The organism is Vibrio sinaloensis, from assembly GCF_000808535.1.
Taxonomy (GTDB): Bacteria; Pseudomonadota; Gammaproteobacteria; order Enterobacterales; family Vibrionaceae; genus Vibrio; species Vibrio sinaloensis_D.
This window is the reverse complement of the sequence record NZ_JWLV01000001.1, coordinates 274,951-287,521: the sequence shown is the minus strand read 5'-3', so window position 1 is coordinate 287,521 and position 12,571 is coordinate 274,951. Positions and strand designations below refer to the sequence as shown.

Genomic DNA, 12,571 nt, shown 5'->3' with positions numbered 1-12,571 from the left:
ATGGAATGGAAGGAGTCAGGCATGAAGCACTTATCTATGGCGGTGGTAGTCAAAGATGGAAAGGTGTTGGTACAAGAAAGATTTAGACCAGCGAAAGGGATGGTGGTCGAGTTCCCAGGTGGTCAAGTGGAAAACAACGAATCAGGGACAGACGCTGCGATCAGAGAGTTGTATGAAGAAACCCAGCTTCAAGGCCTAAAGCACGTTGCAACCTTCTCCAACGTCAACGAATACGGTGGGAGAATTTACTACGCGGTATTGAAAGCACTAGAGGAAGTTGAGCCGACTCAAGTGGATGAACAAAGACAGCAAACCTTTAAGTGGTTGGCACCAACAGAGCTACCCGTTGAAGAGTTTTACGCAGCTGATAGAGAGTTTATTCATAAGAAGCTCCCTGAGTTTTGCTAGCAAATACAAAGAAGCCAGTCATGTGACTGGCTTCTTTTGTTCATTACTTGATTTCTAGCAGTTCGACATCAAAAATCAGGGTCGATGCTGGTGGAATAGGGCCTGTGCCACCTTTCCCGTAAGCAAGTGGGCTCGGGATGAACAAGCGGAATTTGTCTCCCGGAGACATGTAAGTAAGGCCTTCTTGCCAACCTTTAATCACTTGATTCAATTTGAAGCTAATTGGCTCACCACGGTTTACAGAGCTATCAAAAACGGTGCCGTCAATCAGCGTGCCGTGGTAGTGAACTTTGACAGTGTTACTTGTTGTTGGCTTCTCAGTGCCTTCACCTTTAGCTAAGATCTTGTACTGCAGGCCACTTTCTGTGGTAACAACACCTTCTTGCTTACCGTTTTCCAATAAAAATGCTTGGCCAGCAGCAAAGTTTTCTTCACCCGCTTTGTTGTTATTCCACGTGCGGTAAATCATGAATACCGCTAAAACCAAAATGACAATTGGGAAAATAAATTTTGACATTGATAACGTCCAGTTTGTTTAAGGTTGGTTGATTAAATAATTGATGGTGTTTGCGATGCCTTCAATGTCCTGATGACCAGCAGTCAAAACCATGTATTTGCCGTTGACGACAAAAGTCGGCACAGAGTTAATTTGACCTTTCTCAGTAATATCTTGTGCTAGGTTCATTGCCTCAAAGAGCTGCTCTTGTTGTTGTTCGTTTAGCTCATATGGGCTAATTAACCCGCGAGATTGGAACGCATCGTCAATGGCCTGTTTTTTGTCAGCTAATGTCGCGCCATCACCCATTTGGGTCGCGGCGAATAGCGCATTCATGAACTCATGATCCGGTTTTTTACCAAGTTGCATCTCTGCGGTGTAGTAGATCATGGCCGCGATTTGTGCGCTCTCGTTAAAGGTCACATGAATTTTACCAATAGATTGTTGGGTCAGTTCTTCTAATTGAGGGAGGACAGCCTCCATCTTTCGGCAATGGCCACAGTTTAGCGAGAAGACTTCCGTGACTTGAGGTAAACGAAACGTAGCGAGGTTAACAGGCAGTTGTTGGTATTGCTTGCCTTCTTGCGGCGTATTACTGTCAGAGCAGCCAACTAAAACCGTAGCTGTTAAAATCGTCAGCAAGGTGAAGAGCTTTTTCATAATCGATTTCTCAAAATGGTTCGCGCAACATGATGCACGATGAATCAGTGCTAGGATTTTACTCTTTCAATACGCAGAACTAAATAGTTGTGAGGCTGATTTTATTACCAAATTGTTTCGGGGAAACGGCGTCAATCTGTTTAAAAAGAGGCTAAAATTTACTAAAGATTTGGTAAATCTGTCGATACAGTATTTGTAGTAAAACGGAACTCATGGTGTAGAGATGAAATATGTAACTTTGCCTCTGATAATCTTGCTATCAGGATGTTCAAACATGGCGCAGAACATCGCCAACATGACCGATGATATGCTCGATACGGCACCAAAGACTGATTTTGAAGTTAAGTATCCAGAGTGGGGCGCGGATCCTAAGTTAACCGCGTCAGACGTGAGAGGTCCACTAGGACAAAAACGTGCACCGCACTATCAGGATTTGCAAAGTTTTTTGCTTAAAAATGGTGTGGACTACGAGGTGCTGCCTGGCAACCACATCATGGTCAAGTTGACTGATACCATCAAGTTCAATACGGGGTCATCGAAAGTGATGCCCGATTCCGCCTATTGGTTGGATATGATGGGTGAGTATCTAGCGACACAACCGGGTATTGATATTGTCATTGACGGCCATGCCGATAGCACGGGGGCACCTTCGTTTAACGATAGTCTTTCTATGAAGCGAGCGAAAGCGGTCAAGCAACAGCTGGTTCGTAACAACGTCGCGATGGATTCAATATTTACTCGCGGTTATGGAGAGTTCGTTCCGGCGTGTTCAAATGCATCAAGTGCGGGTAAGGCATGTAATCGAAGAGTTGAGGTGTTATTCATTGTTTCGAATAACTAATAGCTTCGTTTCTGGGAAGTAAAAAAGAAAACCCTAGACAATGTCTAGGGTTTCAAATTTTTTAGGCTGCGCTTTTCGCGTCTTCAGACTTTTTTTCGCTTTGCATCTTCGCTAGGAAATAGACGTTCACACACGCAATAAATCCGTTAGTTACCACAACTGGCCAAGCGTCAATCATTAGGCCGTAAGCGGTAAACAGAGCACAGCCGATGAAGTTCAACACGCGCAGTTTTACGATATCTTTCATGGTAAGTGAAATTGCAACCATGATAGAAGCTGCGTAACCTAGAATTTCAACCATATTCATTTCCATTATTTGACCCTCTTAAAGTTTGCCGATCAGTGTCAGTGTCGGTACCAATTCTTCTCTTCGTGAGATAAGTGAGGAAGCTCCATGCCTCGAATGGTCTAGTTGTCTGTCTGAAATCAAATATAGCAGTGGTAAATGTGTGATGAAAGTCAGAATTTTGTGAACGGAGAAGGTTAGCGATTACGCAAACGTTTAGCGCTATTTAGTGAATTATTATAACGATTTATGTTGGAATCGGCGTGCAGCGAGCAATAAAAAGGCCCACACAATGTGTAGGCCTCAAACAGAGTAATAGCGGCAGGAATTATTTTTTCTTACCTTGGCTTACTTGCTTGTCTTCTTCAGTCAGTTCGCGAATACGGCGGCTGATGTCACGACGCTCTTTAGAGATTTCCGCGCTCTTGATGATATGATCATCGACACGATCTTCGTAATCCGCTTTCATGTTTTTGATAATACCAACGATTTCCTCGTTGCTCATATCCGCTTTGATGTAGTCAAGTAGGTTTTCTAATAGGTCTACACGTTTACGGTTATCACGAACTTTCTTTTCGTTATCAATAAGCTCACGTTTCAGTTTGTTCTTACGACGTGCTTGAGACACGATTTCAAATACACCACTCATAGGTTTTCTTTCCTGATTTTACCTTTAACTACCAACGATTAAATCACATCATTAGGGGCGATAACAGTCTTAAGATCAATCATTACAGTATGTTGACGGTTTTATCGCCAATCTCGTAATTTGGTGATTGAGACTCGCCTACCGTTCGATATATGATTCGAAAATACAGTGACATCGAATGCAATAAAGACATGCTTACTTCTGACATTATAGTTACGAAAGAAGAAAAAATGGTGACGCCATCTCCCGCACAAAAACTCATTGAAGCATATCGAAGTGAAAGAACTCGACAAGAAATCACCGAGGTCGAGCTCAATCGAACTAAGATCGTTATGATTGACGAAGATGGCAACATGAAAAAAGTTCCCCTACTTGCAGAGCACTAGTGAGCTTTGTAAGCGCATAATAAGGAAATAATAATGAATATCGAACTGAGTCCTATTGAGGCGAGAATCATAGGCTGCCTTATCGAAAAAGAGGTGACCACGCCAGATTACTATCCTCTAACCCTGAATAGTTTGACCTCCGCCTGCAACCAAAAGAGCAACCGTGAGCCAGTCATGTCGTTGAGTGATCTCGATGTTCAGCAAGCTGTTGATGCCTTAATCGCGCAGCGACTTGTCAGTGATGAAAGCGGTTTTAACAGCCGTGCGAGCAAGTTCCAGCATCGTTTTTGTAACACAGAGTTTGGTGATCTTAAGTTGTCCAAACAAGAAAAAGCCATCACCTGCTGCCTACTGCTTAGAGGTCCGCAAACGCCAGGCGAGCTAAGAACGCGGACCAATCGTCTTGCGGACTTTACTGACGTCAAAGAAGTTGAAGCGGTGCTAGAGAAAATGGCAGCACGTGAAGAGGGCGCATTAGTGATTAAGTTGCCACGTGAAGCGGGCAAACGTGAATCGCGCTACATGCACTTATTTAGCGGTGAGGTTGATATTGAAGTGCTTACTGATGCCTCTGCGGCATTGCCAAACGTTGGCCAAGATAACGAGCGTATTGAGGCACTTGAGAATGAAGTCGCACAGCTAAAGTCTGAGTTGGCTGAACTCAAGCAACGCGTTGAACAGTTGACAAGCTAAATGTCTGCACCTTCGAATTCCGGTACGGATTGGTATGTTTACCTAATCCGTACTGCTTCTAACGCGTTGTATTGCGGGATCACTACAGATGTAGAGCGGCGTTTTAAAATGCATGTATCTGGTCAAGGCGCAAAAGCGCTAAAAGGGAAAGGGCCACTTTCTTTGGCTTGGCAGAGTGACGTGGTTGAGTCGCGCAGTATCGCATCGAAGATAGAATACCAAATCAAACAATGGCCAAAATCCAAAAAAGAACAGTTAGTGAAAGGCCATATTGAACTAATAAATGTGATTGATGTGACATCAGTGGAATAATTAAGCATCAAATTAGTTCAAATGTATTAACCTTGATTATGCAAATAAATAAGAAGGTTGATGCGAATTATGAAACAACGACACTTACTTTCCACCGCAGTGGCTTGCGCCCTTATTAGTACCTCCGCTTCAGCAGCAAACCTTGTCGCCGATGGTCGAGGCAATGCAATGGGCAACACTGGCGTCACCAGCGCCGACTATCTCCTTGCTCCTTTCTATAATCCAGCACTCACTGCTGTTTATCGTGATGAAGATGACTTTGGCATCTTGGCGCCAGCCATTGGCTTTACGGCGCGAGATACAGATGAGTCTTTAACAACGTTAGACGACCTGCAAGACACTATCGAACAATACGAAGATAGTGGCAGCAGCAATGTTAGCCTCCGAAATGACCTAAACACTCATTTGGATAATCTATCTGACGACAAACCTTTGGCTGTGAGTGTTGGCGGCGGATTGGCCGTTGCCGTCCCATTTGGATTGGTTTCTGGCAACTTCTACACTCGTGGTTACGCTGAAATCATCGCACAAACCGATATTGCTGAGTCCGATACCAGTATCGTCGATGAAGATTTAAGAGTAGCCGACCGCTACAACAACTCAAATGTCAATATGGCCGCGTTTGGCTATGTTGAATATGGCGTTGCCTTAGCGAAACGCATGACCGTTGCCGGTCAAGACTTCTCGTTCGGTGTGACTCCGAAATACCAAAAAATGACCACCTACAGTGAAACATTGACCGTTGAAGATTTTGATTTAAGTGACTACGACGAAAGCGAAACGTCAAAAAGCGCATTTAACCTAGATTTGGGCGCGGTATGGTTTTATAACGACTTCCGCGCTGGCATCGCAATCAAAGATCTTCTCTCTCAAGAAATCGAAACCAAAGACAAAACGGACAAGTACAAGCTAGATACGCAAGTGACCATTTCAGGCTCTTATGCCACGGAGCTGTTAACAGCGACCTTAGATTTTGATGTTACGACACAAAAACGTTTTTCTGGTTCAAATGATGACACACGTTTTGTGCGAATGGGCGTTGAAGGAAATGCTTGGGGCTGGGCACAGTTACGCGCCGGGTACGAAATGGATATGGAGGACACGTTAGATAATTCATTTACCGCCGGATTGGGGATTAGTCCGGGCGATCTTGTAAGTATTGATCTTGCTGGTAGCTATGCCGGAGACAATCAGTTCGGCTTATCAGGCAATCTCGCGTTTACATTCTAGGGTGCAATAAGTTTGTAAAGAACCGTGTCAAATTAATGACTTGAGACTTTAATTTGACACGGTTAAGCGCTTGAAAACACAAAAGGAAATGAAATTTATTGAATCCGTCGTTTTAATGAACACTCAACACGTTAGAGGGTTTTTATGCTACCAAGATTGGTATGAATCATTATACTGAAATAAGATTTCGATAAGTGTAGGAAGAATAATCACCAATGTATAAAGCCTCACTATTCTCTTTATTGGCACTCGCGTCGGCAGTATCACAAGCGCATACCACTCAAGTTCTCAATGGTTATTGGCAATACGATAGCTACTTGGAACAGCATCCAGCACAAAAGCAGCTGACGGATGCGTTGACCGATGCGGTCAGAGATTATCCCGTCCCTGTAAGTTTAACTCAGAGTAAACCAATTTCGATCTCTGTCGTCTATCCTGGGCAGCAGGTCTCGGACTATTGGAGCCGCAACATTAAAGCGTTCGAGACTCGCCTTGAGAAGCTCGGTATTCGCTACAGCATTAATCAGGTGTTCACTCGCCCAAATGTTGATGTTAGGCAGCAGAGCCTTTCGCTGTTAGAGGCCATACAAAATAATACGGATTATTTAATTTTCACACTTGATACAACGCGCCATCGCAAGTTCATTGAACACGTGATGAGTTCGACGGACACAAAGCTCATCTTGCAGAACATCACCACGCCAGTTCGCGCATGGGACAATCATCAACCCTTTTTATACGTTGGATTCGATCACCTCCATGGCGCAAGGTTGTTAGAGAAGTATTACAAGTCAACGGTTAAGAAAGATAGCCGCTACTCGGTGCTGTATTTCTCTGAAGGCTATGTGAGCTATGCTCGGGGTGATACGTTTATCGAAGAGATGAGCCACCATGACAGCTACAAACTTTCGTCCTCTTTTTACACTGAGGCGACAAGGGAGTCTGGTTATAAAACGGCACTTCAAGCGCTAAGCAGTGATAAGGACCTAAGTTTTATTTACGCTTGTTCTACCGATGTGGCTTTAGGAGCAGCAGATGCGCTTAAAGAATTAAACCGCACTGACATATTGTTGAATGGTTGGGGTGGGGGAACGGCAGAACTCGATGCGATTGCCAACGGTGATCTCGATGTGACCGTTATGCGCATGAATGATGATACCGGCATTGCAATGGCAGAAGCGATCAAGTGGGACATTGAGGGTAAACAAGTACCAGTGGTTTACTCGGGTGATTTTGAGTTGGTAACCAAGCAAGATAGCCCAATCAAAATTGAAAAATTAAAGCAACGTGCATTCAGGTACTCTGATCTTTAATGATGAAGATATTTAAGCGTGGACGGCGTTATCAGCTCGCCACGCTTCTTACTAACTCAATATTTCTGACCATCGGTGTGTTGACCTTGGTCATGGTGCTACAAAACTTCCAAGTAAACCGAGAAGTTGTCGCGCAGGAAGTCGCGCGTACAAAAACTCAGACCCAAAGCCTCGTCCAAGAAATCTTCAACTTCCGCCTGAAAGCTCTAGAGATACAGCAAGACAGCTACTCACGAAGCGTCTCTTTAATAAATGGCGTCGTCAGCCGAGACCAGATGGCGATAGACCGATTCTTTACCAGTATTGATCAGATTCTGCCTAATTTAGCGCCCGACATCCGATTTCTGGCCAGTGGTGAAGGGGTGTTTTGGGATGACGGTAATGCAGAATTTTATGGGATTTCTCCTTTTCAACTTCAGCACTTGAATACTGATGTTGTTACGGGAAATTCTTGGCATATTTCACAAACCCCATCAAGCATGGGAATGCGATATTTGATGATGCGCCGCTCCCCAGTTGTGAACCTAACTAATGGTGAGGTGGTCGCGCATCTTTATATTGGTGTTGTCCTGAACAACAACTTCTCGCTGGTCAATGCGATCACCAAAGGAAGTAATGCGGATGAGCTTATTCTTGCGGTAGGATCTCAAGTGATCGCATCAAGTAAGAAAATTGATGATTTCCGTTATGTTGCCCTACTTGAAGAGTCTTCTGAATCGCTCAATACCAGCAGCTACATGGTGTCGCGGACCGACCTGACCATTGCTGGTGTACCTACCTTCTTATCGGTCTATACCGTTCAAGGCAACAATCACATCGAACATTTTGTAAAAAGCCAATACTTGTGGATGTTGTTTACAGGCGTCATGATTGCTTTCATTGCGATATCGACACGCCTATGGCTTGGGAAAAGAGTCTCGCTAGAACTGAAGAAGTTGATGGACTTCATCGAATCGACGTTTACTGAACAGAAAACACATCAGTTTGCTGGATCAGGTATCGAAGAGTTTAACCAAATCGGTCAACGCTTTGAACTTTCATTTAAGCGACTCAACGAGCAAGAAAAACAGTTTGCCGATCTATTTAATTTCTCCCTTTCACCTATCACCTTGTGGAGCACCGACGATGGTCAGCTGCTTCGGTATAACCCAGCGGCAGAACGTTGCTTTAAAGACGAAGTCTCACGAGAGCGCTTGGTTGAGGCATTGTCTCATCACGTCAAAATGTGTGCTCAAGGTGCGACCCTAACAGGTGTGAACACTACCATTGGCGGCATCACTTATCGCTGGAATCTTTCACCGATCATTAGTGACAATGCCACCAAGCAAATCATGGCTCAGGGGCAAGACATTACGAGCTTCGTTGAAGCGGAAAAACAGAGCCAAGCAGCCAAAGAAGAAGCGGAAGAGTCAGCGCGAGTGCGTGCGGATTTCTTAGCGAAAATGAGCCATGAGTTACGCACCCCTTTGAATGGAATTCTAGGTGTTTCGCAACTACTCAAACACAGCTTGAATGAACAAGAAGCATTGGAGCACGTTGACGTGTTGTGTAACAGTGGTGAGCATCTGCTTGCTGTTCTTAATGATATTCTCGATTTCTCTAAAATCGAGCAGGGAAAGTTCAACATAGAAACCAATGAGTTTCGTTTAATCGAGCTTGAAACCACTGTCGAGAAAATATTCATGCCACTGTGCGTTGAAAAAGGGATAGAACTCTCTATGCGCAGTGATATCGAATCACAGATGTGGGCCAACAGTGACCAAGTTCGCTTGAACCAGATTCTGTTTAATCTTGTGAGCAATGCCATCAAGTTCACCCATCAAGGTCAGGTTTGTGTTGAATTGTCGAGCATCGAAACAGAGCAGCAGTTTGAGCTTGAAATTGTGGTGAAAGATACAGGAATTGGTATTGAAGAGCCGCAACTTAAAACCATCTTCGAACCCTTTATTCAAGCGGAAGCAACCACGACACGCGAGTATGGCGGAAGTGGCTTGGGGCTGGCAATTGTTCATAGTTTGGTTGAGCTGATGAACGGTACCATCTCCATTGACAGTGTAGTGGGGAAAGGGACGACACTCGTGGCGCGAATCCCCATGGATATGTACATCGGGGAGCGCAATGTTGAGCCAAACAGCTTACTTGTTGATCCTCAGTCGCTGTTTGACGAGTCGCTGCACGTTTTGTTAGTCGAAGACAACCACACCAATGCTTTTATCGCAAAGGCATTTTGCGAAAAGTATGGCATGAGCGTTACTTGGGTCCAAGATGGTCACAACGCCATCGACTATCTGCGCGATGATCCAAACGTCGCCTTGGTATTGATGGACAATCAACTCCCTAGCTTAGGTGGCATTGAATCGACTCGAATTATTCGAGAAGAACTTGGGCTGAATGTGCCCATTTTCGCGTGTACTGCAGACGGTATGCAAGATACCAAGCGAGCGTTTATCGCCAGTGGTGCCGATTACGTGATTGTTAAACCAATCAAAGAGTTAGCCCTGAACAAAGCGATGATTTATTTTAAAGAGAAGTTTATCGACATCGAGCGTTAATACCGACTTGCCAAGTAAGCGTGCTCTACCAAGGCTTGCTTTAGCTCATCATCAATATTGATGGGAGTATTAAATTTGATGCCAAATTTATGCCCGTTACGCTCTCTGGTGATGTTTACGATACTCAGTTTAGTTCCCTCCGGTAAGAACTCCGTAAGTGCACTTTGCAGCTCGATGACGCTGTTTGTGGTCAACTCATTCTCGCCTGAGAGAAAAAAGCCACATCCTGACGCCGAAAAGTCCACTAATTTGCCATGATAAGTGACATCTTGGCTTTTAAGCTCAGCGGGAAGGTCCATTGAATGTCGCTCATGTTGCCTTATTGGCTTTGAGGCGAAATGAGTCGGCATTCGAAGAAAAAGCAGCGCGGAAGGAGTCGAAGATTTAACAATGATGGTCGATTTAAACGCGATGATATGACCCAACTTGGTATTGGTTATCGCTCGGACAACAATTTCTGTGTTGCTCAGTTTTCGAATGATCAGTGCTTCCCGCGCCTTTGTCGGTAAATCAACAATTAAAAACTGAGGAAGTTTGCACCCAACATACGTGGTGGCAAACGAATAGCGGTCATCAGGACCAAAATGAATGGTCGCTGAGAGTTTACTCCCAGGTTGAAGTAAATTCCCGAGCTCTTCTATTGAATCTTCTTTGCTAGGCATTGTGTTGTAGTGCATTGAGGTGAATGACGAAACTATACAAAATTTCGACATTGACCGCATAACTACAGGATAAGGAGTTGATACCCCGCACATTTTGAACAAGGGGCTGAGTGCAGTCAGCCCCATATCCAAACTGTTTTTCGATCACCGGGCGAGCTTTTGATGAGCTTTCGAAAAGTGCTCTGCGCAAAATGCGCCAACGATAGAGAGCTCACCGGCGAGACAAAGTGCAGCGGCGACTTCTGCCAATGCCTTCGCTTTTCCGTTACCGTGTAACCCTAAAATATCTAAACACGCTTTTTGGCTTGGTAGTCCTGTGCCGCCGCCGACGGTCCCGACCATAATGTTAGGTAAAGTCACACACGCATAGAGTGCGCCTTGCGGGTTTAACTCCATGCGGGTTATGCCTATTGCAGATTCCGACACGCAAGCGGCGTCTTGGCCACATGCAATGTAAAGTGCCGCCAGTGCATTTGCGTAGTGAGCGTTAACGCCAATTCCACCACTGAGGGCCGATCCTGTGGTTGTCATTTGGCCAAACTTGACCATTTTCTCTGGCGTAGTATGAAGATACTTTTCAACCAAGTGTCGAGATAAGGTGACTTCAGCCGTGACCTTTTTACCGCGGACATGCCTCATGGTATGCGCATTGGGTTTCTTGTCGCCCGATAAGTTGCCATCAAGGAATGATTCCTTTGGCTCGATAGGCGCGTGTTCAAGGATGTATCGATAGACTTCGTTTGTCGCTATCGTCACCATGTTTTGTCCAGAGGCGTCACCAGTGTGGAACTCAAACACTAAATAGACGTGATTCCCTTCGATGTTGATATTGATGTCGTGCAGCTTGCCGTGAGAGGTCGTCGACTCTGCTACCTGCTTAAAGTGATCGTATTGCGTAACGACCCAAGCAACAAACTGGCCTGCATCTGCAATGTTATGGAAAGCAAAAACTGGCGTTCGCGTTACCCCTTCATTGATCAACATCGCACTGGATCCACCTGCAGCAGTAATGAGCTGGGAGCCGCGATTGTAAGATGCCACCAAAGCTGCTTCCGTGGTCGCGAGTGGTACAAGGTAATCACCGTTGGCATAGAGGCCATTCACACGCAGCGGCCCGGCGATACCGACAGGGAGTTTCACCGTGCCGATAAAGTGCTCGATATTTTTGTTGTAGTGCTCTGCATGTTCAAGGGTGTGCTCATCCAACAGGTGTTTTTTTTCTGTGAGAGGATCTATTTTTTGCCAACGTTTTTCGAGCGTCTTTTGGCTGATGTAAGGGCTTGGTGTCAATCGGAGGGAAGGGCGTTCAAAACGGGGGCTGAGTAATTGTTCTAACTCGTCCGCGTGCGGACCTTGATCGAAGATTGGATGCAGGTCGCGGTAAGACAAATTTAATTTGGGCATAGCGAAATAGTATATAAAAGTTATCGGGGGATTCTAACGGCTCTGATAGGGATAACAACCGTTGTTTATGGATTGCTACAATTTAAACGTGAATATCTAACAGTGTGCCGATCATCTCTTGGTCTCTTTGTAGCATGTTGGTTCCCACTTTACTGTACTGAGAGGCTTGGCTAAGTTTGACCATTGAATCAACATAAGAAGGGTCGGGAACGGCTGGGGCTTTAAACTCAACTTTGTTGAAATCGAGAGATTTGTCGTTTTCGACTTGCGGAAGTGAAGAGGTAAGATTAACGTCGCGCGCCGCTTCCTCAGCCATTTTCGATGACTGATCAATCAACTGATGCCCTGATTGAATAACTGACACGGCCATACACACCTCCCTTAATTAAAGCTTAAGGTGAATTTGTGTTTTGAGCAAGTTGTGCTAAGAAAACAAGCTAGAGATCAGGTTTAGCTCTTCGTCAGTGATTAACGTACTTGAACTGTCCTCTAACGTGTTATTGATTTCACCGCGTAATGCCTTTAGCTGCTGAGGTGTGAGCTGGCTAATCTGCTGTTTAAATAATTCAAACTGGATTGGGGTCATCGTATTCTGCCTCCGAACCTTAGGACTTGAGTGTTCTCCTTTCACACTCATCTCCAATTGATTGATTTATTTCTAGTCTATGCTTGACTGCTC

General features: G+C 44.9%; 15 protein-coding genes and 1 pseudogene. 8 read left to right on the top strand and 8 right to left on the bottom strand.

Features of this window, described 5'->3' with window-relative positions; translation table 11 throughout:
- The first annotated feature begins 21 nt into the window (after nucleotides 1-21).
- On the top strand, nucleotides 22-408 hold the full coding sequence (locus tag RJ47_RS01315; protein ID WP_038136730.1) for an NUDIX hydrolase: 387 nt from the start codon (nucleotides 22-24) through the stop codon (nucleotides 406-408).
- Nucleotides 409-451: 43 nt separating this feature from the next.
- On the opposite strand, the gene RJ47_RS01310 is transcribed toward RJ47_RS01315, so the two are convergent.
- Nucleotides 452-925 carry an FKBP-type peptidyl-prolyl cis-trans isomerase gene (locus tag RJ47_RS01310; protein WP_039480677.1) on the bottom strand — a complete coding sequence of 158 codons (474 nt, stop codon included), beginning with the start codon at nucleotides 923-925 and terminating at the stop codon, nucleotides 452-454.
- 18 nt (nucleotides 926-943) lie between these two features.
- Nucleotides 944-1,564, bottom strand: coding sequence for a thiol:disulfide interchange protein DsbA/DsbL (locus tag RJ47_RS01305; RefSeq protein WP_039473941.1), 621 nt, complete (start codon nucleotides 1,562-1,564; stop codon nucleotides 944-946).
- Between the two features lie 223 nt (nucleotides 1,565-1,787).
- On the opposite strand from RJ47_RS01305, the gene RJ47_RS01300 reads away from it, so the two are divergent.
- Nucleotides 1,788-2,405, top strand: coding sequence for an OmpA family protein (locus tag RJ47_RS01300; protein ID WP_038190593.1), 618 nt, complete (start codon nucleotides 1,788-1,790; stop codon nucleotides 2,403-2,405).
- Between the two features lie 61 nt (nucleotides 2,406-2,466).
- Here RJ47_RS01300 and RJ47_RS01295 read toward each other — a convergent pair whose 3' ends face one another.
- Together RJ47_RS01295 and RJ47_RS01290 are read right to left on the bottom strand one after the other, a co-directional pair.
- Nucleotides 2,467-2,718 carry a YgjV family protein gene (locus RJ47_RS01295; RefSeq protein ID WP_038136740.1) on the bottom strand — a complete coding sequence of 84 codons (252 nt, stop codon included), beginning with the start codon at nucleotides 2,716-2,718 and terminating at the stop codon, nucleotides 2,467-2,469.
- A gap of 301 nt (nucleotides 2,719-3,019) precedes the next feature.
- A pseudogene (locus RJ47_RS01290) lies at nucleotides 3,020-3,343 on the bottom strand (DUF496 family protein); the annotation flags it as partial.
- A 188-nt stretch (nucleotides 3,344-3,531) separates the two neighbouring features.
- Here RJ47_RS01290 and RJ47_RS01285 point away from each other — a divergent pair.
- From RJ47_RS01285 to luxQ, 6 genes are all read left to right on the top strand, one after another.
- Nucleotides 3,532-3,726: a hypothetical protein gene (locus RJ47_RS01285; protein WP_038137366.1), complete on the top strand. Its 195-nt coding sequence runs from the start codon at nucleotides 3,532-3,534 to the stop codon at nucleotides 3,724-3,726.
- Between the two features lie 33 nt (nucleotides 3,727-3,759).
- Entirely contained in the window at nucleotides 3,760-4,419 is a 660-nt protein-coding gene (locus RJ47_RS01280; protein ID WP_039480674.1) for a YceH family protein, read from the top strand.
- Complete coding sequence (locus RJ47_RS01275; RefSeq protein ID WP_038136746.1) at nucleotides 4,420-4,731, top strand: GIY-YIG nuclease family protein; 312 nt, start codon at nucleotides 4,420-4,422, stop codon at nucleotides 4,729-4,731.
- Nucleotides 4,732-4,800: 69 nt separating this feature from the next.
- Nucleotides 4,801-5,961, top strand: a complete 1,161-nt coding sequence (locus RJ47_RS01270; protein ID WP_038216971.1) for a conjugal transfer protein TraF — start codon at nucleotides 4,801-4,803, stop codon at nucleotides 5,959-5,961.
- Nucleotides 5,962-6,176: 215 nt separating this feature from the next.
- Nucleotides 6,177-7,274 (top strand): autoinducer 2-binding periplasmic protein LuxP, encoded by a 1,098-nt coding sequence (locus RJ47_RS01265; protein ID WP_039480671.1) that lies wholly within the window; start codon nucleotides 6,177-6,179, stop codon nucleotides 7,272-7,274.
- A complete protein-coding gene (luxQ, locus tag RJ47_RS01260) occupies nucleotides 7,274-9,826 on the top strand; it encodes a quorum-sensing autoinducer 2 sensor kinase/phosphatase LuxQ (protein ID WP_039480668.1) in 2,553 nt (850 codons plus the stop codon). The genes RJ47_RS01265 and luxQ overlap by 1 nt, the downstream gene beginning before the upstream one ends.
- On the opposite strand, the gene RJ47_RS01255 is transcribed toward luxQ, so the two are convergent.
- The 4 genes from RJ47_RS01255 to RJ47_RS21165 form a co-directional block, all read right to left on the bottom strand.
- A complete protein-coding gene (locus tag RJ47_RS01255; protein WP_039480665.1) occupies nucleotides 9,823-10,488 on the bottom strand; it encodes a PilZ domain-containing protein in 666 nt (221 codons plus the stop codon). The two genes, luxQ and RJ47_RS01255, sit on opposite strands and share 4 nt — an antisense overlap.
- Before the next feature lie 144 nt (nucleotides 10,489-10,632).
- On the bottom strand, nucleotides 10,633-11,892 hold the full coding sequence (locus RJ47_RS01250; protein WP_039480663.1) for a hydroxymethylglutaryl-CoA reductase: 1,260 nt from the start codon (nucleotides 11,890-11,892) through the stop codon (nucleotides 10,633-10,635).
- Between the two features lie 82 nt (nucleotides 11,893-11,974).
- Entirely contained in the window at nucleotides 11,975-12,262 is a 288-nt protein-coding gene (locus tag RJ47_RS01245) for a hypothetical protein (RefSeq protein WP_039480660.1), read from the bottom strand.
- A gap of 54 nt (nucleotides 12,263-12,316) precedes the next feature.
- Nucleotides 12,317-12,523, bottom strand: a complete 207-nt coding sequence (locus RJ47_RS21165; RefSeq protein WP_156143289.1) for a hypothetical protein — start codon at nucleotides 12,521-12,523, stop codon at nucleotides 12,317-12,319.
- Between the last annotated feature and the right edge of the window lie 48 nt (nucleotides 12,524-12,571).